This is a genomic window from Comamonas granuli NBRC 101663, from assembly GCF_000739995.1.
Taxonomy (GTDB): Bacteria; Pseudomonadota; Gammaproteobacteria; order Burkholderiales; family Burkholderiaceae_C; genus Simplicispira; species Simplicispira granuli.
The window spans coordinates 13,972-35,759 of the sequence record NZ_BBJX01000022.1; the positions used below are offsets into that span (position 1 = coordinate 13,972).

22 protein-coding genes and 1 tRNA gene are annotated in these 21,788 nt (G+C 69.2%); 9 read left to right on the forward strand and 14 right to left on the reverse strand.

Going from position 1 to position 21,788, the window contains the following annotated elements; translation table 11 throughout:
- Nucleotides 1-3 precede the first annotated feature (3 nt).
- From CGR01S_RS15625 to CGR01S_RS15640, 4 genes are all read right to left on the reverse strand, one after another.
- A complete protein-coding gene (locus tag CGR01S_RS15625; protein ID WP_042429467.1) occupies nucleotides 4-921 on the reverse strand; it encodes an AAA family ATPase in 918 nt (305 codons plus the stop codon).
- Between the two features lie 117 nt (nucleotides 922-1,038).
- Nucleotides 1,039-1,830 carry an FAD binding domain-containing protein gene (locus tag CGR01S_RS15630; protein ID WP_042429471.1) on the reverse strand — a complete coding sequence of 264 codons (792 nt, stop codon included), beginning with the start codon at nucleotides 1,828-1,830 and terminating at the stop codon, nucleotides 1,039-1,041.
- Between the two features lie 13 nt (nucleotides 1,831-1,843).
- Entirely contained in the window at nucleotides 1,844-4,216 is a 2,373-nt protein-coding gene (locus CGR01S_RS15635; protein ID WP_042429474.1) for a xanthine dehydrogenase family protein molybdopterin-binding subunit, read from the reverse strand.
- 33 nt (nucleotides 4,217-4,249) lie between these two features.
- Nucleotides 4,250-4,717: a (2Fe-2S)-binding protein gene (locus CGR01S_RS15640; RefSeq protein WP_042429476.1), complete on the reverse strand. Its 468-nt coding sequence runs from the start codon at nucleotides 4,715-4,717 to the stop codon at nucleotides 4,250-4,252.
- Between the two features lie 178 nt (nucleotides 4,718-4,895).
- Between CGR01S_RS15640 and CGR01S_RS15645 the strand changes: the two genes are divergently transcribed.
- The 3 genes from CGR01S_RS15645 (at nucleotide 4,896) to greB (ending at nucleotide 6,869) form a co-directional block, all read left to right on the forward strand.
- Nucleotides 4,896-6,020 carry a helix-turn-helix domain-containing protein gene (locus CGR01S_RS15645; RefSeq protein WP_052382590.1) on the forward strand — a complete coding sequence of 375 codons (1,125 nt, stop codon included), beginning with the start codon at nucleotides 4,896-4,898 and terminating at the stop codon, nucleotides 6,018-6,020.
- A gap of 149 nt (nucleotides 6,021-6,169) precedes the next feature.
- Nucleotides 6,170-6,246 (forward strand) — tRNA-Arg (locus CGR01S_RS15650).
- A 65-nt stretch (nucleotides 6,247-6,311) separates the two neighbouring features.
- Entirely contained in the window at nucleotides 6,312-6,869 is a 558-nt protein-coding gene (gene greB, locus CGR01S_RS15655; RefSeq protein WP_042429478.1) for a transcription elongation factor GreB, read from the forward strand.
- 20 nt (nucleotides 6,870-6,889) lie between these two features.
- Here the strand turns inward: greB and CGR01S_RS15660 are convergent, their stop codons facing one another.
- The 4 genes from CGR01S_RS15660 to CGR01S_RS15675 all read right to left on the reverse strand — a co-directional run bounded on the left by CGR01S_RS15660 (nucleotide 6,890) and on the right by CGR01S_RS15675 (nucleotide 11,020).
- Nucleotides 6,890-9,136 carry a RelA/SpoT family protein gene (locus CGR01S_RS15660; protein WP_042429481.1) on the reverse strand — a complete coding sequence of 749 codons (2,247 nt, stop codon included), beginning with the start codon at nucleotides 9,134-9,136 and terminating at the stop codon, nucleotides 6,890-6,892.
- 87 nt (nucleotides 9,137-9,223) lie between these two features.
- Nucleotides 9,224-9,427 carry a DNA-directed RNA polymerase subunit omega gene (gene rpoZ / locus CGR01S_RS15665; RefSeq protein ID WP_042429485.1) on the reverse strand — a complete coding sequence of 68 codons (204 nt, stop codon included), beginning with the start codon at nucleotides 9,425-9,427 and terminating at the stop codon, nucleotides 9,224-9,226.
- Between the two features lie 15 nt (nucleotides 9,428-9,442).
- Nucleotides 9,443-10,063: a guanylate kinase gene (gene gmk / locus CGR01S_RS15670; protein ID WP_042429489.1), complete on the reverse strand. Its 621-nt coding sequence runs from the start codon at nucleotides 10,061-10,063 to the stop codon at nucleotides 9,443-9,445.
- Between the two features lie 36 nt (nucleotides 10,064-10,099).
- Complete coding sequence (locus CGR01S_RS15675) at nucleotides 10,100-11,020, reverse strand: YicC/YloC family endoribonuclease (RefSeq protein WP_174435710.1); 921 nt, start codon at nucleotides 11,018-11,020, stop codon at nucleotides 10,100-10,102.
- A 75-nt stretch (nucleotides 11,021-11,095) separates the two neighbouring features.
- On the opposite strand from CGR01S_RS15675, the gene CGR01S_RS15680 reads away from it, so the two are divergent.
- The 5 genes from CGR01S_RS15680 (at nucleotide 11,096) to hemW (ending at nucleotide 15,908) form a co-directional block, all read left to right on the forward strand.
- Nucleotides 11,096-12,115 carry a serine/threonine protein kinase gene (locus CGR01S_RS15680; RefSeq protein WP_042429495.1) on the forward strand — a complete coding sequence of 340 codons (1,020 nt, stop codon included), beginning with the start codon at nucleotides 11,096-11,098 and terminating at the stop codon, nucleotides 12,113-12,115.
- Nucleotides 12,112-13,011: a PP2C family protein-serine/threonine phosphatase gene (locus CGR01S_RS15685; RefSeq protein WP_042429497.1), complete on the forward strand. Its 900-nt coding sequence runs from the start codon at nucleotides 12,112-12,114 to the stop codon at nucleotides 13,009-13,011. Before CGR01S_RS15680 ends, CGR01S_RS15685 begins: the two co-directional genes overlap by 4 nt.
- A 183-nt stretch (nucleotides 13,012-13,194) precedes the next feature.
- Nucleotides 13,195-13,926, forward strand: coding sequence for a ribonuclease PH (gene rph / locus CGR01S_RS15690; protein WP_084690754.1), 732 nt, complete (start codon nucleotides 13,195-13,197; stop codon nucleotides 13,924-13,926).
- 42 nt (nucleotides 13,927-13,968) lie between these two features.
- On the forward strand, nucleotides 13,969-14,586 hold the full coding sequence (rdgB, locus tag CGR01S_RS15695; RefSeq protein WP_042429503.1) for an RdgB/HAM1 family non-canonical purine NTP pyrophosphatase: 618 nt from the start codon (nucleotides 13,969-13,971) through the stop codon (nucleotides 14,584-14,586).
- A gap of 92 nt (nucleotides 14,587-14,678) precedes the next feature.
- Nucleotides 14,679-15,908 carry a radical SAM family heme chaperone HemW gene (gene hemW / locus CGR01S_RS15700; protein WP_042429505.1) on the forward strand — a complete coding sequence of 410 codons (1,230 nt, stop codon included), beginning with the start codon at nucleotides 14,679-14,681 and terminating at the stop codon, nucleotides 15,906-15,908.
- A 217-nt stretch (nucleotides 15,909-16,125) separates the two neighbouring features.
- On the opposite strand, the gene CGR01S_RS15705 is transcribed toward hemW, so the two are convergent.
- The 6 genes from CGR01S_RS15705 to CGR01S_RS15730 all read right to left on the reverse strand — a co-directional run bounded on the left by CGR01S_RS15705 (nucleotide 16,126) and on the right by CGR01S_RS15730 (nucleotide 20,603).
- Entirely contained in the window at nucleotides 16,126-16,434 is a 309-nt protein-coding gene (locus tag CGR01S_RS15705; RefSeq protein WP_245616824.1) for an I78 family peptidase inhibitor, read from the reverse strand.
- 39 nt (nucleotides 16,435-16,473) lie between these two features.
- Nucleotides 16,474-16,923, reverse strand: coding sequence for an acyl-CoA thioesterase (locus tag CGR01S_RS15710; protein ID WP_042429524.1), 450 nt, complete (start codon nucleotides 16,921-16,923; stop codon nucleotides 16,474-16,476).
- A 128-nt stretch (nucleotides 16,924-17,051) separates the two neighbouring features.
- Complete coding sequence (locus CGR01S_RS15715) at nucleotides 17,052-18,353, reverse strand: tryptophan--tRNA ligase (protein WP_042429509.1); 1,302 nt, start codon at nucleotides 18,351-18,353, stop codon at nucleotides 17,052-17,054.
- Between the two features lie 28 nt (nucleotides 18,354-18,381).
- Nucleotides 18,382-19,050 carry a site-2 protease family protein gene (locus CGR01S_RS15720; RefSeq protein WP_042429512.1) on the reverse strand — a complete coding sequence of 223 codons (669 nt, stop codon included), beginning with the start codon at nucleotides 19,048-19,050 and terminating at the stop codon, nucleotides 18,382-18,384.
- A 48-nt stretch (nucleotides 19,051-19,098) separates the two neighbouring features.
- A complete protein-coding gene (locus tag CGR01S_RS15725) occupies nucleotides 19,099-19,734 on the reverse strand; it encodes an L-threonylcarbamoyladenylate synthase (RefSeq protein ID WP_042429527.1) in 636 nt (211 codons plus the stop codon).
- Nucleotides 19,735-19,739: 5 nt separating this feature from the next.
- Nucleotides 19,740-20,603 (reverse strand): 3',5'-nucleoside bisphosphate phosphatase, encoded by an 864-nt coding sequence (locus tag CGR01S_RS15730; RefSeq protein WP_042429514.1) that lies wholly within the window; start codon nucleotides 20,601-20,603, stop codon nucleotides 19,740-19,742.
- A gap of 113 nt (nucleotides 20,604-20,716) precedes the next feature.
- Between CGR01S_RS15730 and CGR01S_RS15735 the strand changes: the two genes are divergently transcribed.
- A partial coding sequence (locus CGR01S_RS15735; RefSeq protein ID WP_042429515.1) for a methyl-accepting chemotaxis protein occupies nucleotides 20,717-21,788 on the forward strand: 1,072 nt, incomplete at its 3' end.

Sequence of the window (21,788 nt, forward strand, 5' to 3'; positions counted from 1 at the left end):
CTTTCAGGCAGCAGCCTGGGCGGCCTGCAGCACCTGGGCGGCCAGGCGCCCGTCCAGGGCGGCGAGGTCGTCGCGCTGCTTGAACAGGATGCCGGCGGTGTCCACCACGACCTCGGGGTCGAGCTGCACGGTATCGAGGGCGACGAGCGCGCGCGCCCATTCCACCGTCTCGGCAATGCCGGGGGCGCGCTGGAAGGATCCGCCATACGGGGTGCTGCGCAGTTGCTGCACAAAGGCTGTGACCTGCGCGGCCAGTTGCTGCGGCGCTTCGGGCACCAGGGCGTGCACGATGGCCAGCTCGCGCTCGCGCTCGGGGTAGTCCAGCCAGTGGTAGAGGCAGCGGCGCTTGATGGCGTCGCTCAGGTCGCGCGTGCGGTTGCTGGTGAGCAGCGTGACGGGCGGCACGCTGGCACGGATGGTGCCCAGCTCGGGGATGCTGACCTGGTATTCGCCCAGGTATTCGAGCAGAAAGGCCTCGAAGGGCTCGTCGGCGCGGTCCACCTCGTCGATGAGCAGCAGGGCGCCCGGGGCGGGCGCCTCCAGCGCCTGCAGCAGCGGGCGGCGCACGAGGTAGCGCGGGTGGTAGACATCCTGCTCCAGCGTGCTGGCCGGGGCCGTGCCTTCGGCGGCGCGCAGGTGCAGGAGCTGCGCGGCGTAGTTCCATTCGTACAAGGCCTCGCGCTGCTCCAGGCCGTCGAAGCATTGCAGGCGCAGCAGGCTGCGGCCCAGCACGCGCGCCAGGGCCTTGGCCAGCTCGGTCTTGCCCACGCCCGGCTCGCCCTCCAGCAGCAGGGGGCGCTGCAGCCTCAGCGCCAGGAACACGGCCGTGGCCAGGCGCCGGTCGGCAAAGTAGCCCTCGCGCTGCAAGGCATGGATCAGCGTATCTATGGAGTCGAGGGCAGGGCGCTCAGGGACGTTCATGGAAACCGCAAAGCTATCAAAACAAGAGCTGCTTGCGCAGGCTGGGTAAGCGCTGGAGGCCTAAAACACTCAAAATTCCGAAGGGCGGCGGCGCCCCCGGGCGGGGCGCCGCCGGGCTCAGGCCAGCGCCTGCGCCACGGCGCGCTGCGCCATCACGCCCACGAGGTGCGCGCGGTAGGCGGCGCTGCCGTGCAGGTCGCTGGACATGTCAGCTTCCGCCGTGGCCACGCCGGCCAGGGCAGCGGGTGTGAAGCTCGCGCCCAGCGCCGCCTCCATGGCCTTGTGGCGGAACACGCCGTTGCCGCCACCGGTCACGGCCACGCGCACGCCGCCCGCCGTCTGCGCGACGAACACGCCAACCAGCGCAAAGCGCGAGGCCGGCTGGGCAAACTTGACGTAGGCCGCGCGCTGGGGGATGGGAAAGCTCACCGCGGTGATGATCTCGCCCTCGTCCAGCGCGGTGGCGAACAGGCCCTGGAAGAAGCCGTCGGCCGGGATCTGGCGCGCCGTGGTGTGCACCGTGGCGCCCAGGCCCAGCAGCGCGGCGGGGTAGTCGGCTGCGGGGTCGTTGTTGGCGACCGAGCCGCCCAGGGTGCCGCGCGCGCGCACCTGCCGGTCGCCGATGAGGCCGGCCAGGTGCGCCAGCGCGGGGAGGGCGGTGCGCACCTCGGCGCTTTCGGCCACGTCGCAGTGGCGCGTCATGGCGCCGATGACCAGGGCCTGGCCCTCGCGGCGTATGCCCTGCAGCGCGGCAATGCCGCCCAGGTCCACGACCTGCTCGGGCGCGGCCAGGCGCAGCTTCATCGAGGCCAGCAGGGTCTGGCCGCCCGCCAGCAGCTTGCCGCCCGCCTGGGCGAGCCGCAGCGCGTCGGCCTGGGTGGCGGGACGCTCGTAGGTGAATGCATACATGCGTGGTTCCTCCTCAAACCTTGGCTTGCTGGATGGCCTGCCACACGCGGTGCGGCGTGGCGGGCATGTCGATGTCGGACACGCCCAGGGGCCGCAGTGCGTCGAGCACGGCGTTGATGACGGCCGGCGGCGAGCCGATGGCGCCGGCCTCGCCGCAGCCCTTGCTGCCGATGGGGTTGTGCGTGCAGGGCGTGCACACATGGCCGAGCTGGAACTGCGGGAAGTCGGCCGCGCGCGGCATGGTGTAGTCCATGTAGCTGCCGGTGAGCAGCTGGCCGCTCTCCGGGTCGTACACGCCGTGCTCGAGCAGCGCCTGGCCTATGCCCTGCACCAGGCCGCCATGCACCTGGCCCTCGACGATCATGGGGTTGATGATGACGCCGAAGTCGTCCACCGCCGTGAAGCGGTCCACGCGCACCACGCCGGTCTGCGGGTCCACCTCCACCTCGCAGATGTAGGTGCCCGCGGGGAAGGTGAAGTTGGTCGGGTCGTAGAACGCGGTCTCGTTCAGGCCGGGTTCGAGCTTGTCCAGCGGGTAGTTGTGCGGCACGTAGGCGGTGAGCGCCACCTGAGCGAAGGGGATCTTCTTGTCCGTGCCGCGCACCGTGAACTCCCCGCCCGCGAAGTCGATGTCGGCGTCGCTGGCCTCCAGCAGGTGGGCTGCGATCTTCTTGGCCTTGGCCTCGATCTTGTCCAGCGCCTTCATGATGGCCGTGCCGCCGACCGACAGCGAGCGGCTGCCGTAGGTGCCCATGCCGAAGGGCACGCGGCCGGTGTCGCCGTGCACGATGTCGACCTGGCTCGGATCCAGCCCCAGGCGCGCGGCCACGAGCTGCGCGAACGTGGTCTCGTGCCCCTGGCCGTGGCTGTGCGAGCCGGTGAACACCGTCACGCTGCCCGTGGGGTGCACGCGCACCTCGCCGGCCTCGAACAGGCCGGCGCGCGCGCCCAGCGCCCCGGCGATGTTGCTGGGCGCCAGGCCGCAGGCCTCGATGTAGCTGCTGTAGCCGATGCCGCGCCTGAGGCCCTGGGCCTCGCTCGCTGCGCGCCGTGCGGCAAACCCGGCCACGTCGGCCAGTTGCTGCGACTGGTTCATGCAGGCGTGGTAGTCGCCCACGTCGTACTGCAGCGCCACCGGCGTCTGGTAGGGGAAGCTGGTGATGAAGTTGCGCTTGCGGATCTCGTCCTGCGCCAGGCCCATGTCCCAGCCGCAGCGCGTGACCAGGCGCTCGACCAGGTAGGTCGCCTCGGGCCGGCCCGCGCCGCGGTAGGCGTCCACCGGCGCGGTGCTGGTGAACCAGGCGTCCACTTCCACGTAGATCTGCGGCGTGGTGTACTGGCCCGCCAGCAGCGTGCCGTACAGGATGGTGGGCACGGCCGTGGAGAAGGTCGAGAGGTAGGCGCCGAGGTTGGCGTCGGTGTGCACGCGCATGGCGAGGAACTTGCCGTCCTTGTCCATGGCCATCTCGGCGTGCGTGAGGTGGTCGCGCCCGTGCGCGTCCGAGACGAAGGACTCGCTGCGCTCGGCCGTCCATTTGATGGCGCAATTGAGCTGGCGCGCCGCCCAGGTGAGGGCCACGTCCTCGGCGTAGAGGAAGATCTTCGAGCCGAAGCCGCCGCCCACGTCGGGCGCGATCACGCGCACCTTGTGCTCGGGCAGTTGCAGCACGAAGGCCGTCATCAAGAGGCGCTCAACGTGCGGGTTCTGGTTGGCCACATAGAGCACGGACTCGTCGGTCGCGCGGTTGTAGCTGGCGTTGACGGCGCGCGGCTCGATGGCGTTGGGGATCAGCCGGTTGTTCACGAGGTCGATCTTCGTGACATGCGCCGCCGCGGCGAAGGCCGCATCGACGGCCGCCTTGTCGCCCAGCGTCCAGGTGTAGCAATGGTTGTCGGGGGCTTCGTCGTGCAGGGCCGGGCCGTTCCTGGCGGTGCGCATGTCGATCACCGGAGCGAGCTCCTCGTAGTCCACCACCACGGCCTCGGCGGCGTTCCTGGCCTGCTCCAGCGTGTCGGCCACCACCAGGGCCACATGGTCGCCCACATAGCGCACCTTCTGGCTCGCCAGGATGGGGTGCGGCGGCTCTTTCATGGCCGAGCCGTCGGGGTTGTTGATCTGCCAGCCGCAGGGCAGGCCGCCCATCTTGCCCGCCACATCCGCCCCGGTGAACACGCGCACCACGCCCGGCATGGCGGCCGCGGCGGCGGTGTCCACGCGCTTGAGGCGGGCATGCGCATAGGGCGAGCGCACGAACACCGCGTACTTCTGGTTCTCCTGCCGGATATCGTCGGTGTAGTTGCCCACGCCGGTCAGAAAGCGCGGGTCCTCCTTGCGCTTGAGGGACTCGCCGATGTGCGGCAGCTTGGCAAATTCATTGGCACCCATGGTGTGGTCTCCTTCTATCGGTCCCGGGCGCCGTCAGGCGGCCATGGCTTTCTGGGCGGTCTGCACCGCCTTGACGATGTTCTGGTAGCCCGTGCAGCGGCACAGGTTGCCTTCGAGCAGTTCGCGGATCTCGGCCTCGCTGGCCTGGGGGTGGTGCGCCAGCAGATCGACCGCGCTCATCACCATGCCCGGCGTGCAAAAGCCGCACTGCAGGCCGTGGCACTCCTTGAAGGCTGCCTGCATGGGGTGCAGCGTGCCGTCGGCGGCGGCCAGGCCCTCGATGGTGGTGATCTGGGCCCCCTGCATCTGCACGGCCAGGATGTTGCAGGACTTGATGGCGCGGCCGTCGGCCACCACGGTGCAGGCGCCGCACTGCGCCGTGTCGCAGCCCACGTGGGTCCCCGTCAGGCGCAGGTGCTCGCGCAGGAATTGCACGAGCAGCGTGTGGGGCGGGACGTCGGCACTGACGGCCTTGCCATTGACTGTGAGCTCAACTTTCATCGCATGCGTCTCCTCATCGTCGGGTGGGGGGATTTGGTGTCAGAATCGGTCCATTCTTGAAACAAGGGCCCGCCAGAGACCTAGGTAAAACCCTTGATTTGCACGCAACGGCTGCGAAATTCTCAGAATGAGACAGGCGCTGGTGCAAATCCCCGGATTCAGGAGACATGCTGCGGCCATGCGAGACGACCTTCGCTTGAAGCAGATTGCGCACGCACGCCAGGCCCTGCTGGCAGAGGGCGCTGAACTCACCGAGGCGCTGGCCGGTGCCTGGTACGACCGCGCCTGGATCATGCAGAGCTGGCGCCGCTGCCTGGCGCAGGGCCACCGGCCCGATGCGCCCGTGGCGTTCGACCCCGTGCCTGCCGGAGCGCAGGGCCGTACCGCCGATGCGCATGCCGGGCTGCTCGCCGCCGCGCACGCCGAACTCGAACGCCTGGGGGCGGCTGTGGCGCCCATCCGCTACTTCGCCCTGCTCACGGACGCCCGCGGCACCGTGATCGGTACGGCCGGGGCCATAGACCACAGCGAACCGCACACCCATGCCATTGCGCGCGTCGGGGTCGATCTGTCCGAGCGCAACATAGGCACGAGCGCCATCGGCGCTGCGCTGGGCGAGAAGATCCCCGTGTGGCTGCACCGCGGCGAGCATTTCTTCCGCGCCACCAGCGTCTACAGCTGTGCCGGCGCGCCGCTGTTCGGTCCCTGGGGCGAATGCGTGGGCATGCTCGACGTGACCGGCGTGCAAGTGCCCGAGCGCCCCGAGCTCAAGCACCTGGTGGCGCAATCGGCGCGCAGCATCGAGGAGGCGCTGGTGCTGGCGCAGCCCCACCGGCTGCGCGTGCACCTCGCCTGGCCTGCTGCCTGGACCATCAGCGGCGGCGAGGGCGGCGACGCCCTGCTGTGCCTGGATGCCGAGGGCGGCGTGGTCGGCGCCAACCGCGCGGCCCGCGAAATGCTGCCTGCGCTGCAGGACCGACAGGGGGCGGGCATGCATGCGGCAGACCTGTTCGCCGTGCCCTGGCCCAGCCTGTTCGACCTGGCGCGCCACGGCGAGCCGTGCACGGTGCCGCTCTGGTCGGGCTTGCGCGTGCGCATCAGCGTGCATGCCGCAGTCCCGGGCGCCAGCCCCGCCCGCAACACCCCGTCGCTCAAGGCCCTGGAGACCGAACTGATCCACCGGGCGGTGCGCGACGCCGGCGGGCGCGTCGATGCCGCGGCCAAGGCCCTGGGCGTGAGCCGCGCCACCGTCTACCGCAGGCTGGCGCCGCGCGGCCCCCGCCAGGGCGCGGACGAAGCCTGAGCTGCGGCGCCCGGGCGCGTGGCGGGCCGCGCGGATTGCGCTACAATGGCGGTCTGTCTCAAGTGCAGCACTTCCCCGGCGCCACCGTACCGGAGATTTTGAAAAATTCGGAACACACCCCGTTTTTTCGTGCTACAATGCGAGGCTTCGCGGCTGTAGCTCAGCTGGATAGAGTACTTGGCTACGAACCAAGGGGTCGTGGGTTCGATTCCTGCCAGCCGCGCCAATCACAAACCCCGTAACTCCAAAGAGTTACGGGGTTTTTTTTCGGGTTGTCCCTTCTTGTGCAGCATGAACAAAGCCTTCACCAAGGAAACCGACAACGACGATGACGACGGCGGCCCCGCGCTGCCGCCGCTGCCCGCGGGGGGCAAGAACTACATCACCCCCCAGGGCTATGCCCACCTGCGTGCGGAGCTGCTGCACCTGATGGACGAGGAGCGCCCCCGCGTGGTGGAGGTCGTCCACTGGGCCGCCAGCAACGGCGACCGCTCGGAAAACGGCGACTACCTCTACGGCAAGAAGCGACTGCGCGAGATCGACCGCCGCATCCGCTTCCTGACCAAGCGCCTGGAGATCGCCGAGGTGGTCGATCCCCGCGTGCATGCGGGCAGCGAGCAGGTGTTCTTCGGGGCGACGGTGACCTACGTGGACGACCTGGGCGAGCAGCGCAGCGTCACCATCCTGGGCATCGACGAGGCCGACACCAGCCAGGGGCAGGTGAGCTGGGTGGCGCCCGTGGCACGGGCCCTGCTCAAGGCGCGCGTGGGCGACGAGGTGCCCCTGCCCACGCCCGCAGGCCTGCGCCAGCTCGAGATCCTGGACGTCCGCTACCCCGCTGCGGATTGACGGGGCGGCTCGGGCGCGCCTCAGCCCTTGGGCAGGGCGCGCTCGGCGCGCAGCACGGCCGGCGTGCGGCGCAAGTTGCGCAGCGCGGACTCCAGGTGGTGCAGGTCGCGCACGGCGATCACGAAACGCAGGTCGATGGTGTCCATCAGGGCCTCGTCGTCCATATCCACGTGCTTGATGTCGGCCTCCGAGCGGGCCAGGTCGGCGGCGATCTGCGCCAGCACGCCCTTGCCGTTCTGCGCGGTGATGACGATGCGCGCGTCGAACGCGCGCGTGGGTTCCTCGGACCAGTCCACGGCGATGAAACGCTCGCTGTCCTTGTGCTGCAGGCGCTGGGCGACGGCGCATTGGCTGGAGTGCACGACCAGTCCCTCGCCGCGCCCCAGGTAGCCCATGATGGGCTCGCCGGGCACCGGCAGGCAGCAGGGCGCATATTGCACCGAGGCGCCTTCGCTGCCGTCGAGCGTGACGCTGCCCTGCGAGACGCTCTCGTGCGAGGTGAAGCGTTCGCGCGTCATCAGCAGCGGGTCGGCCTTGTGGCCATGCTCGACCATGAGCACCGTGAGCCGCTTGGCGACGATGCTGGCAATGCGCCGGCCCAGGCCGATGTCGGTGAGCAGCTCACTCACCGTGCGGCTGCCGGTAAAGCGCAGCAGCTTGTCCCAGATGGGCTGGTATTCGGCGTCCTGTGCGGGCAGCAGCTGCATGCCTTCGGAGCGCAGCGCCTGCGCCAGCAGCTTCTCGCCCAGGTGCTCGGACTCGGCCTGCGCCAGCGTCTTGAGGTGGTGGCGGATCTTGGAGCGCGCCCGGCCGGTGCGCACGAACCCCAGCCACGCGGGGTTGGGCGAGGCGGCCGGGTCGGTGAGGATTTCCACCACGTCGCCGTTGCTCAGTTCCGTGCGCAGCGACGCCTGTTCGTTGTTGATGCGCACGCCCACCGTCTGGTTGCCGATGTTGCTGTGGATGGCGTAGGCGAAATCCACCGCCGTGGCCCCGCGCGGCAGGGCCATGATCTGGCTCATGGGGGTGAAGACGTAGACCGCATCGGGGAACAGGTCCACCTTCACGTGGTCCCAGAACTCGGCGGCATCGCGCGTTTCGTTCTGGATGTCGAGCAGCGACTGCAGCCATTTGGTGCCCAGGCGCTCGGCCGCTGCGCCGTCCTTCTCCTGCGCCTTGTAGAGCCAGTGGGCGGCCACGCCCGCCTCGGCCACGAGGTGCATTTCTTCGGTGCGCATCTGGAATTCCACATTCACGCCCGAGGGACCGACCACCGTCGTGTGCAGCGACTGGTAGCCGTTGACCTTGGGGATGGCGATGTGGTCCTTGAACTTGCCGGGCACCGGCTTGTACAACTGGTGCAGGACGCCGAGCGCGGTGTAGCAGTCGGTGATGTCGGGCACGATCACGCGAAAACCGTACAGGTCCGTCACCTGCGCAAAGCTCAGGTGCTTGAGCTCCATCTTGCGGTAGATGGCGTACAGGGTCTTTTCGCGCCCGGCCAGGCGCACGGGCATGCCGATACGCGCGAAAGCGGCGTCCACATCGGTCTGCACCTTCTGCACCAGGTCGCGCCGGCGGTTGCGCGCCCGGCCCACGGCCTTGGACAGGGTCACGTAGCGCCAGGGGTGCAGGTGGCGGAACGCCAGGTCCTGCAGCTCGCGGTAGGTCTGGTTCAGGCCCAGGCGGTGGGCGATGGGGGCGTAGATGTCCAGCGTTTCGGACGAAATGCGCCCCCATTTGCTGCGCGGCATGTCCGAGAGCGTGCGCATGTTGTGCGTGCGGTCGGCCAGCTTGATGAGGATGACGCGCACGTCGCGCGCCATGGCCAGCAGCATTTTGCGAAAAGACTCGGCCTGGTTTTCCTCGCGCGTGGTGAACTGCAGCTTGTCGAGCTTGGTCAGGCCGTCGACCATTTCCGCCACGGGCGCGCCAAAGCGCTCGATGAGGTCGGCCTTGGTGACGCCGCAGTCTTCCATGGCGTCGTGCAGCAGCGCGGCCATGAGGGCCTGGGCGTCGAGCTTCCAGCTCGCGCACAGCGCGGCCACGGCGATGGGGTGGGTGATGTAGGGCTCGCCGCTGTTGCGCAACTGGCCCAGGTGCGCCTCGTCGGCAAAGCGGTAGGCCTGGCGCACCTGCTCGATGCTGGCGGCGTCGAGGTAGTCCAGGCTCTCGGTGAGCGCGGCAAAGCTGGCTGCAGCCGCCGTGGCAGCCGCAGCGGCGGGCGCGGTCTCGTCGGCAACGGGAGGGCGGGCCTGCGTATTCATGGCTTAAATGTAGCGCGGATGTTCCCTAGCGCCCGGGGACATAAAAAAAGCACCGCAGCGCGGTGCTTCTATTGGGTGCACGGCCGTTCAGCCAGGCACCTTCTTGAGCATTTCCAGGCCGACCTTGCCGGCGGCGATCTCGCGCAGGGCGGTGACGGCGGGCTTGTTGCGGCTCTCGATGCGCGGGGCGTGGCCGTGGCTGAGCATGCGCGCGCGGTAGGTGGCCGCCAGCACGAGCTGGAAACGGTTGGGGATCTGCTCCAGGCAGTCTTCGACGGTGATGCGGGCCATGGGAACTCCGGAAAATCAGGCGATGTTGAGCGACGCAAAGGTCTGGGCGCGGGCGCGGCGCTGGGCCGCGTACCTGAGGCGCTGGGCGTGAACGATAGCTTTAAGATCGAAAAGCGCGCGCTCGAATAACTCATTGATTATAACGAAGTCGAATTGGTGGACCTGCGCCATCTCCTCGGCGGCATTCACCAGCCGCATCTCTATGACCTCGGCGGAGTCCTCCCCGCGGCGCTCCAGGCGCGAGCGCAGTTCCTCCCAACTGGGCGGCAGGATGAAGATGAGCACGGCGTTGGCAAAGGCCCGGCGCACCTGCAGCGCCCCCTGGTAGTCGATCTCCAGGATGACGTCCGAGCCCTGGGCGATGCGCTCCTCGATGGCCTTCTTGGAGGTGCCGTAGCGCCGCCCGTGCACATGGGCCCATTCGACGAAGGCGCCGCCCGCGACCATGGCGTCGAACTCGGCGTCGGAGGCGAAGTAGTACTCGCGGCCGTGCTTTTCCTGCCCCCGAGGCGCGCGCGTGGTGTGCGACACCGAGGCGAACACCTGGGAGTCGAGCTCCATCAGCGCCTTGACCAGGCTGGACTTGCCTGCGCCGCTGGGAGCAGCGACGACGAATAGATTTCCCGGATATTCCATGAGGGATGTGCGCTATGCGCTATGGATTTGAAAGCGTCACTCGATATTTTGCACCTGCTCGCGCATTTGTTCGATCAGCACCTTCATATCGACGCTGATGCGCGTGAGCTCCAGGGCGGCCGATTTGGAGCCCAGGGTGTTGGCCTCGCGGTGCAGTTCCTGGATCAGGAAGTCCAGGCGCTTGCCGATGTCGCCGCCCTTTTTCAGCAGGCGGCCGATCTCGTCGAGGTGGGACTGCAGCCGGGTGAGTTCCTCGGCCACATCGATGCGGATGGCGAAGGCCGTGGCCTCGGACAGGGCGCGCTCGCGCGCCGCCTCGGGCGTGACGCCGCCGGGGCCGCCCAGGCCCAGGGCCTCGGTCCAGCGCTCCATGAAGCGCTGGCGCTGCTGCTCCACCAGTTGGGGGAGCAGCGGCGCGGCCTGCCCGGCGAGCTGCTGCAGTTGCTGCACATGGCCTTGCAGCATGGCGGCCAGGCGTGCGCCTTCCTGGGCGCGCGCCTCGAGCAGGGCGCCCAGGGCCTGCTCGGCCACGGGCAGGGCGAGGGCGCCCCAGTCCTGCCCGCTGCCGCCCGCGCTGCTGCACAGGCGCAGGGCGTCGGCCACCGAGAGGGGCGCGGCCTCGGGGAGCCAGGCGCGGATGCTGTCCTGCGCGCTGGCCAGGCGCTGGAGCAGGCGCGCCGAGGGTTCGGGCACGCTGGCGCCTTCGGCCTGCTCCAGCGTGGCGCGCACCTCCACCTTGCCGCGGCGGATGCGCGCCGTGACCAGGCTGCGCAGGGCCGGCTCCAGGGCGCGCAGTTCGTCGGGCAGGCGAAAGCCCAGGTCCAGGAAGCGGCTGTTGACCGAGCGGATTTCCAGGGCCAGGCGGCGCACGGGCGGCGCGCGGCCGCTGGTTTCGGGGCTGGCGCCGGTGCCCTCGGCCTGGGCAGTGGCGTAGCCGGTCATGCTGTAAACTGGCATGGCACTTTGGCTGGTGGCTTGAGATGCCGGTGATTATCCGGGTTCTGCACGCTGCCTGAATCAACCTCGCAGCTTATGTCGACAAAAGTCAAGCCGGCACCGTTGCCACCCGATACCGTCATAGGCGGGTACCGCGTGATCCGCAGGCTGTCGGCGGGCGGGTTCGGTGTGGTCTATCTGGCCGTGGATGCCGAAGGGCAGCAGGTGGCCATCAAGGAGTACCTGCCGTCTTCGCTCGTGGCGCGCGCGCCCGGCGAGTTGCTGCCCAAGGTGCCGCCCGAAAAACTGTCGCTCTACCGCCTGGGGCTCAAGAGCTTTTTCGAGGAAGGCCGGGCGCTGGCCCAGATCTCGCACGCCTCGGTGGTGAGCGTGCTCAACTTCTTCCGCGAAAACGAAACCGTCTACATGGTGATGAACTACCTGGAGGGCGCGACCCTGCAGGACTACATCATCACCGCGCGCGACCTCAAGGGGCAGAAGGTGTTCCGCGAGTCCACCATCCGCTCGCTGTTCGACGAGGTGCTGCGCGGCATGCGCATCGTGCACCAGCACAAGATGCTGCACCTGGACATCAAGCCGGCCAACATCTTCATCACCGACGACAACAAGGCGGTGATGATCGACTTCGGCGCCGCGCGCGAGGTGCTCTCCAAGGAGGGCAACTTCATCCGCCCCATGTACACCCCGGGCTTTGCCGCGCCCGAGATGTACCGGCGCGACGCCTCCATGGGGCCGTGGACCGACATCTACGCCATCGGCGCCTGCATCTACGCCTGCATGCAGGGCTATCCGCCCAACGAGGCGCCGCAGCGCCAGGACAAGGACCGCCTGGCCCTGGCGCTGGCCAAGCTGCGCGGCGTGTATTCGGACAACCTGATCGAGGTCGTCGAGTGGTGCATGGCGCTGGACCCGCTCTCGCGCCCGCAGTCGGTGTTCGCCCTGCAGAAGGAGCTGGCGCGCGAAGGCGAGCGCCGCTACACCAAGCTCACGGTGGCCGAGAAGATGCGCCTGCAGATCGACAACCTGGTCTCCGACACCAAGAAAACCGTGCAGAAGGCGACGGCTCCCGCGGCCATCGGAGCCAAGCCCAAATGAAATTTTCCGTATTCCAGATCAGCCGCCGCGGCGGCCGCGAGAAGAACGAAGACCGCATGGGCTACTGCTATACGCGCGAGTCCGGCCTGTTCGTGCTCGCCGACGGCATGGGCGGCCACCCCGAGGGCGAGGTCGCGGCGCAGATCGCCCTGCAGACCGTGGCCTCGATGTTCCAACGCCAGGCGCGGCCGCAACTGCCCGACGTGCAGGAGTTCCTCTCCTCGGCGCTGCTGGCGGCGCACCACCAGATCCTGCGCTACGCCAGCGACAAGGGCATGCTCGACTCGCCGCGCACCACGCTGGTGGCGGCCGTGGTGCAGGGGGGCAGCGCCCACTGGATCCATTGCGGCGACTCGCGCCTGTACATGGTGCGCGCGGGGCAATTGCTCACGCGCACGCGCGACCACTCCTACCTGGAGCTGCGCAACGTGCCGACAGCGCTCGAGCGCGTCAACCGCAACGTGCTGTTCACCTGCCTGGGCTCGCCGACCAAGCCGATCTACGACATGACGGGGCCCGTGCTGCTGGAGCAGGGCGACCGCATCCTGCTGTGCTCGGACGGCCTCTGGGGCACGCTGGGGGATGAGGAAATCGCCCAGCAGCTCGGCGCCGAGCCCGTCTCGCAGGCCGTGCCCGAGCTCGTCGAGCGCGCCCTGCGCAAGGCCGGCGAGGGCAGCGACAACGTCACCGTGGTCGCCATGGACTGGGAGACGCCCGACGCCTTCGAGTCCACCCAGGGCATCTCCACCGAGAGCATCGGCGACGACGTGTTTGCCTCCACCATCCAGGCCGGGCCGCTGGACGCGCTGGTCGATGACCTGGACGACGCCGCCATCGAGCGCTCCATTGCCGAGATCAACGAGGCCATCCGGCGCTCGGCGGCGAAAAAGGGGTGACCCTCCCCCTGAGTCGCCTTCGGCGCCTTCCCCCTCCTCTCGCAGCGCTGCGCACTGCGGGGAAGGGGACCTTGCTCAGCGCGGCAGGCGGCCCTTGCGCGGCGGTCACTGGCCTGGGCCGTGCGCGGCAGATCGCTTGTTGATTGGGCGCAGCACATGGCGCCATATTTTGGAAGTTTTCCCATGACCTCTTTCGTTCGCCCCGGTGGCCGCGCCGCCGACCAGTTGCGCCCCGTGCGCATCACGCGCCACTACACCATGCACGCCGAGGGCGCGGTGCTCATCGAGTTTGGCAACACCAAGGTGCTGTGCACCGCCTCGGTCGAAGAGAAGGTGCCGCCGCACCAGCGCGGTAGCGGCGCAGGCTGGGTCACGGCCGAGTACGGCATGCTGCCGCGCGCCACGCACACGCGCAGCGACCGCGAGGCCGCGCGCGGCAAGCAGAGCGGCCGCACGCAGGAGATCCAGCGCCTCATCGGCCGCTCGCTGCGCGCGGTGTTCGACTTGAAGCTCCTGGGCGAACGCAGCATCGTGCTCGACTGCGACGTGCTCCAGGCCGACGGCGGCACGCGCACCGCGGCCATCACCGGCGCCTGGGTGGCCGCGCAGGACGCGGTGAACACGCTGCTTGCCAGCGGCAAGCTCACCACCACGCCCATCCGCGAACCCGTGGCCGCCATTTCCGTGGGCATCGTGCAGGGCCAGCCCGTGCTGGACCTGGAATACGTGGAAGACGTGGCCTGTGACACCGACATGAACGTGGTCATGACCGGTGCCGGACACTTCGTGGAAGTGCAGGGCACGGCCGAGGGCGTGGCCTTCACGCGCCGCGAGATGGACCAGCTCCTGCTGCTGGCCGAAAAAGGCATTGGCGAACTGATGCGGATGCAGCAGGCCGCACTTCAAAATGAATAGCTGCTTGCGCTTGCTGGATAAGCGCTGGAGGCAGATTTGACTATGAAAATCGTATTGGCATCGAATAACCGTGGCAAGCTCGCCGAACTGCAGGCCATGCTCGCCCCCCTGGGCGTGGAGCTCGTGCGCCAGGCCGACTTGGGCATGGGCGAGGCCGAGGAGCCGCACCGCACCTTCGTCGAGAACGCCCTGGCCAAGGCGCGCTTTGCCAGCGCGCACACCGGCCTGCCGGCGCTGGCCGACGACGCCGGCCTGTGCGTGGACGCCTTCGGCGGCCTGCCGGGCGTGGACACCGCCTACTACGCCACGCAGTTCGGCTACGAGAAGGGCGACGACAACAACGTGCGCGCCCTGCTCGAGCAGATGCAGGGCCTGGACAACCGGCGCGCCGCCATGGTCAGCACCCTGGTGGCCGTGCGCAGCCCGCAGGACCCCGAGCCCCTGATCGCCGTGGGCCGCGTGGTCGGCGAGATCGCGCGCGAGCGGCGCGGCAGCCACGGCTTCGGCTTCGACCCGGTGATGTTCATCCCCGAATTCGGCCAGACCTTCGCCGAACTGCCCCCCGAGGTGAAGAACGCGCACAGCCACCGCGGCCGCGCGGCGCAGCAGATGCTGGCGCTGATGCGCGAGCGCTGGCTTCCCGAGGCTTCAAAAAAGTGAGCTGCCAGCGCTTTCCAGGCAATGATTTCAAGAATTTTTGATCCTCAAATCGTTTGCAGGCAAGCGCAAGCAGCTATGGTTTTGATAACGCCATGAGTATCCCCATCGTCCCCGCCGCCGAGGCCGCGCCCAGCGCGCCGCGCGACATCCAGCACTACATGCGCCCGGGGCTGCTGCAGCTCAGCAGCCTGCCGCCGCTCTCGCTCTATGTGCACATCCCCTGGTGCCTGAAGAAGTGCCCGTACTGTGACTTCAACTCGCACGCCTGGGACGGTGCGGGCGGCCTGCCCGAGCAGCGCTACCTCGACGCCCTGTGCGCCGACCTCGAGGCGGCGCTGCCGCTGGTCTGGGGCCGGCAGGTGCAAAGCGTGTTCATCGGCGGCGGCACGCCCAGCCTGTTCGCGCCCGCCTCCATCGACCGGCTGCTGGCCGACATCCGCGCGCGCCTGCCGCTGGCGGCGGCCTGCGAGGTCACGCTGGAGGCCAACCCCGGCACCTTCGAGAAAGAGCGCTTCCGCGCCTTGCGCGCGGCGGGCGTCACGCGCCTGTCCATCGGCGTGCAGAGCTTCAACGACCGGCACCTGCAGGCCCTGGGGCGCGTGCACGACCGCGCCCAGGCCATCGCAGCCGTGGAGGAGGCCGCGCGCTGCTTCGAGACCTTCAACCTCGACCTCATGTACGCGCTGCCGGGCCAGGACCTGACGGGCCTGGACGAAGACCTGCGCACCGCGCTCGCCTTCGCGCCGCCGCACCTCTCGGTCTACCACCTGACCATCGAGCCCAATACCTGGTTCGCCAAGCACCCGCCCGCCCTGCCGCCGGACGACGAAGCCTACGCCATGCTCGACCGCATCACCGAGCGGACCGGGCAGAGCGGCCTGCAGCGCTATGAAGTCTCGGCCTACGCGCGCCCCGGCCACCCGTGCCAGCACAACACCAATTACTGGGAGTTCGGCGACTATCTGGGCATAGGCGCCGGCGCGCACAGCAAGCTCAGCTTTGCGCACCGCATCGTGCGCCAGGTGCGCTTTCGCGACCCGGGCCGCTACATGGACCAGGCCCTGGCGGGCCAGGCGCTGGCGCAGGATACCGATGTGCGCCGCGCCGAGCTGCCGTTCGAGTTCATGCTCAATGCCCTGCGCCTGCGCAGCGGCTTTGCGCTGCAGGACTTCGTCGAGCGCACTGGGCTGGCGCTCACCGCCATCGAGGTGCCGCTGCAGGAGGCCGAGCGCAAGGGGCTGATCGAGCGCGACATGGCGCGCGTCAAGCCCACGGCGCGCGGCTTTGACTTCCTGAGTGATCTGCAGGAGCTGTTCCTGTAGCCGTCCACGGCGCCCCGAAAAAACCGCGGCGCTGCAATTATCTTTGCGAACGCAGAGGTGCGTGCTCCATCCGCGCCCTCACAAACCGGCGCGCCCCAGCCAGGGCCCCCGCGCAAGGGCCGCCCCGCCGCGCTGGGGGCGTCCCCCCTCCCGAATCGCGCAGCGATTCGAGAGAGAGGGGGGAAGGCGCCGCAGGCGCCTCAGGGGGGTGTTCCCGCTACCCGCAGCGCGCGGCCACGATGCGGCCGCTGGCGTCCACTTCCAGGTTCAGGCGCTGGGCGTCGAATTCCTTGGTCACCGCCTGCCCGGGCCGCAGGATGCGCACCAGCAGCGCGCCCGAGCGCACGCGTGCGGCCTCCACCACCTTGGCGGTGCTGTTCTGGCCCACGAAGGCCTGGGCTGGCGGGGCCTGGCAGAGGCCGCCGCGTGGCGCGCCCGTGGGGCCGGTGGCGGGCGGCGGCGCCGCGCAGCCAGCGAGCAGCGCGGCGAGGAGGGCGGCCAGGGGCCGGATGGCAGCGGGGGACATGGCGGGCATTCCTCTCGGCAAGGGCAGGGGGCCGGCGCTTCAGCCGGCGGCGGCGGGCGGCGCGGTCAGGGCCGCCAGGTACACGCGGCTGAATTCCTCGGGCAGGCGCCGCGCCCGTCCGCTGGAGATCTCCACGCACACCAGGTGCCAGCGCCCGCGCAGCACGGTGGCGCCGTCCTGCGCGCGGATGAACTGGAAGCGCCGCTCCATGGTCAGCTTGCCGTCGCTGTCGGTGAGCCAGGTGCCCAGGATGAGCTCCTGACCCAGCAGCGAGGGCAGCAGGTAATCGTACTGCGCCTGGCGGATGACCATGGCGCGGTCCAGCCGCTGGTAGTCCGCAATGCCCAGGCCCAGGGCCTGCGAGTGCGCCCAGCCGACCTTTTCGCACCACTGCACGTACACCGCATTGTTGGTGTGCTGCAACTCGTCGATGTCGCCCGCCTGCGGGCGGACGTGGAGGGTGAAAGGCTGTGGATGGTCCCAGGGCATGGGGTGCATTGTCGCAGGCGGGCGCCGCCGCGCGTGTCCAGCAGCGGACAATGCATTTTGTGAGGTGTTTTTTCCCTCTGGCGCTTGCCCCGCAAGCGCCAGCAGCTCCGTTTTTTATAGCGTTTTGCTCAGGCCCCGGCGGCTTCGGCCAGGGCGTGCAGCGCGGCGCGGGCTTCGGCCTCGGTGGCGCCGGGCACCGGGGCCAGGCAGGGCGCCAGGGCCTGCAGCGCGTCCGGGTCTTGTTGCAGCCGGGCGATGGCCTGGCCGGCGTCCTTGGGTGCGGCAAAGCCCGTGCTCTGCAGCAGCAGGCGGCCGTCGGCGGCGACGAGCTTGAAGTAGAACTTGCCGTCGATCTCGCGGTACTGCTTGAAGCTCGGCAGGGCCGCCTTGGCGGCCTTGGCCGCCTTCTGCGGGGCGGCGGCCTGCACCAGGCTGCGCAGGCCCACGGCCGCGCGCAGTTCGCGCAGGAAGGGCGTGGCGATCTGGCGCGCGCGCTCGGCGCCGGCCAGCAGCGTGGCCTCGATGCGCGCCGGGTTGTGGATCAGCGCTTCGTACTGCTCGCGCATCGGCGCCACCACCTGGTCCACGCGCTCGAACAGCAGTTGCTTGGCGTCGCCCCAGGCGATGCCGTCCGCGTAGGCTTGGCGCAGGGCGGCGGTCTCGTCCGCGGTGGCAAAGGCCTGGTAGATCTGGAACAGGGCCGAGCCTTCGGTCTCCTTGGGCTCGCCGGGGGCGCGCGAGTCGGTCAGGATGCCGCTGATGAGCTTCTTGAGCTGCTCGCGGCTGGAGAACAGCGGGATGGTGTTGTCGTAGCTCTTGCTCATCTTGCGGCCGTCCAGGCCGGGCAGGGTGGCCACGTGGTCGTCGATCACCGCCTCGGGCAGCACGAAATGCTCGCCGTAGAGGTGGTTGAAGCTCGCGCCCATGTCGCGCGCCATCTCGATGTGCTGCACCTGGTCGCGCCCCACGGGCACCTTGTGCGCCTTGAACATCAGGATGTCGGCGCCCATGAGCACGGGGTACATGAACAGGCCGGCGGTCACGCCGTCGTCCGGCTCGCGCCCGGCGGCGGCATTCTTGTCCTGCGCGGCCTTGTAGGCGTGGGCGCGGTTGAGCAGGCCCTTGCCGGTCACGCAGGTGAGCAGCCAGGTCAGCTCGGGGATTTCGGGAATGTCGGACTGGCGGTAGAAGGTGACCTTCTCCGGGTTCAGGCCCGAGGCCAGCCAGCTCGCGGCGATCTCCAGCGTGGAGCGCTGGATGCGCACCGGGTCTTCGCACTTGATGAGCGCGTGGTAGTCGGCCAGGAAGTAGAAGCTCTGCACCCCGGGCCGCAGGCTGGCCTGCACCGAGGGGCGGATGGAGCCGACGAAATTGCCCAGGTGGGGCGTGCCCGTGGTGGTGATGCCGGTGAGAAAGCGCGTGGTGCTCATGACAGAAGGGGACAGGAAACGGGGCGGTTCAGTGCAGCCATGCCGTCAGCGGCAGGAGCAGCAGGTTGATGATGCCGTAGCCCAGGGCCATCAGCGGGCGCAGCCACAGCGTGCCGACGATGCCGGCGATGACCAGCGCCATCACGATGAAGAAGCCCCAGGGCTCGATGCGCGAGAGCATCTGCGCCTGGCGCCAGGGCAGCAGGCCCACGAGAATGCGCCCGCCGTCGAGCGGCGGCAGCGGAAACAGGTTGAAGGCCCACATCACCAGGTTGACCAGCACGCCGGCGCGCGCCATCTCGATGAAGAAGCGCTCCTGCAGGCCCATGCCCAGCAGCAGCACGAGCAGCACGGCCCACACCACGGCCTGGGCGAAATTCGACGCGGGCCCGGCCAGCGCCACCCAGACCATGTGCTGCTTGGGCTTGCGCAGGTTGCTGAAATTCACCGGCACCGGCTTGGCATAGCCGAACAGGAAGGCGCCCGAGGTGGCGAAGTACAGCAGCAAGGGCATCAGAATGGTGCCCATGGGGTCGATGTGCTTGAGCGGGTTGAGCGTGATGCGCCCCATCATGGCGGCGGTATGGTCGCCGAAATGGCGCGCCGCATAGCCATGGGCCGCCTCGTGCACGGTGATGGCAAACAGCACCGGCAGGGCGTAGATCAGAACGGTCTGGATGAGATTGGCAGTGTCCACCGGCGTGATTGTCTCAGACGCGCCGGGGCATGGGCGCGGCAGGGGGCTTCACAGCCCCAGGGCCTGCAGGCTGCCGCGCCCCACGCGCACGACCTCGGGCTCGCCGCCCGTGCCCATGGGCGTGAGGTCGATCACCGTGGTGGGCTCCGACGGGCAGGCGCCTGCATCGACCACCGCGGCCAGCAGGTGCTCGAAACGCTCGCGGATCGCCTGGGCGTCGTTCATGGGTTCGGTCTCGCCCGGGGCGATCAGCGTCGTGGCCAGCAGGGGTGCGCCGTGCAGCGCGAGCAGCTCGCGCATCACCGGGTGCGTGGGTACGCGCAGGCCGATGGTCTTGCGCGCCGGGTGGCTCACGCGGCGCGGCACCTCCTTGGTCGCCTCCAGGATGAAGGTGTAGTGGCCGGGCGTGCCCAGCTTGAGCAGGCGGTACTGGCGGTTGTCCACGCGCGCATAGTTGGCCAGTTCCGACAGGTCGCGGCAGATCAGCGTGAGGTGGTGGCGCTCGTCCACCTGGCGGATGCGGCGCAGCTGGTCGGCGGCGTTCTTGTCGTCCAGGTGGCAGACGAGCGCGTAGCTCGAATCGGTGGGCACGGCGAGCACGCCGCCCTTTTGCAGCAGCGCGGCGGCCTGCTTGAGCAGGCGTGGCTGCGGGTTGTCCGGGTGGACCTCGAAATACTGGGCCATGGCGTTCACTCCGGGCGCAGGATGCGGTGCGCGAGCGCATCCCACACGGTTGGCAGGTCGCCGGGCAGCGGCGGCAGCTTGCCCAGGTCGGTGTGCGATTCGCTGGGGCTGTGGAAGTCGCTGCCGCGCGAGGCGGCCAGGCCGAATTCCCGGGCCATGCCCGCATAGATGGCGCATTCGGCCGTGGTGTGGCTGCCGGTGACCACCTCCACGCCCTGGCCGCCGTGCTGCTGGAACTCGGAAAACAGCGCGTATTCCTCGTTGGCGCTCAAGCCGTAGCGTGCCGGATGGGCGATCACGGCCAGACCGCCGGCCTCGCGGATCCAGCGCACGGCGTCGCCCAGCGTGGCCCAGCGGTGCGGCACGAAGCCGGGCTTGCCTTCGACCAGGTATTTGCGGAAGACCTCGGCGGTGTCGCGGCACACGCCCGCCTCGACCAGAAAGCGCGCGAAATGGGTGCGCGAGATCAGCTCCGGGTTGCCCACGTAGCGCAGCGCGCCTTCATAGGCGCCCGGAATGCCTGCCTGGGCGAGCTGTCCGGCCATCTCCTGCGCGCGCTCGCCGCGTCCGCCGCGCGTGCTGCGCAGGCCGGCGACGAGGCGCTCGTCCTGGGCATCGAAACCCAGGCCGACGATGTGCACCGTGGTGCCGGCGAAGGTGACGGAGATTTCCACGCCCGTCAGGTAGGCCATGCCCTGCGCGCGCGCCGCGGCGGCAGCGCGCTGCTGGCCGCCCACCTCGTCGTGGTCGGTGAGCGACCACAGGTCCACACCGTTGGCCCGCGCCCGCTGCGCCAGGGCTTCGGGCTCCAGCGTGCCGTCGGAGACGACGGAGTGGCAATGCAGGTCGGGGTTGAGGTAGGTCGTCACCGGGCCATTTTACGGGTTTGTCCTCGGGTGCGTGCTGCCGGTCGCGCGCGGCGCCGGGCGTAAGCTATGCCATGGGCGGTACAGGCCGCCCGGCAATTCCGGGAGAGAGAAGCATGAAGTTTGATGACATACGGGTGGGGCGCAAGCTGTGGGGCATTCTGCTGGGGGTCGTGGCGCTCATGGCGATGGTCACGGCGGGGGCCATGGGCAGCATCGTGGCGGCCATGGATGCCTCCATGGCCGATGTGCTGCGCATCGAGCAGCGCATCACCGCTGCCGTACGTTGGCGCGGCGCTACCGAGACGGCGGTGAACATGGTGATGGGGGGCGCGGTGACCTCCGACGCGGTGCTGGCGCAGCAATACGACGCGCGCGTCAAGCAGATCATCGGCGGCATCAACAAGATCCAGGAGGAGATCACCCAGAGCACCACCGACGCGGGCGAAAAGGCGGCGCTGGAGAAGATCGCGGCCGAGCGCAAGAAGGTGCTGGAGGCCACGGCCAAGACCTGGGACCTCAAGGCCGCCGGCGACGTGGTGGAGACGCAGCGCTTTGCCGACGAGCAATTGACCCCGCTCGTGAACAGTTACCTCAAGGCACAGGACGATTTCGTCCAGGTCATGGCCCAGCACGCCGAGGAAGTGCGCGCCCAGGCGCAGGAGCGGCGCACGCGCCTGAGCATCGTGATCTGGGCCGTGGCCGCAGTCGTGCTGGGGCTGGTGCTGCTGCTGGCGCGCCTGCTGGTCCAGTCGGTGACGCGGCCGCTGCACCAGGCCGTGGCGGCCATCGACGCCATCGCCGCCGGGGACCTGACCCAGGAGATCCACACCACGCGCAAGGACGAATTCGGCCACATGCTCGAATCGCTGGGCCACATGGCGGGGCGGCTGCGCGCGCTCGTGGGCGAGGTGCGCCACGGCGTCGAGGCCGTGACCCTGGCGTCCTCCGAGATCGCCACCGGCAACCAGGATCTCTCCTCCCGCACCGAGCAGACGGCCTCGAACCTGGAGCAGACGGCGGCCAGCATGGAAGAGCTCACCGCCACGGTCACCCAGGCGGCCGACACGGCGCGCCAGGCCAACCAGCTTGCCGCCAATGCGGCGCAGGCGGCCACGCGCGGCGGCCAGGTGGTGGGCCAGGTGGTCGCCAGCATGGACCAGATCACGAGCAGTTCGCGCAAGATCG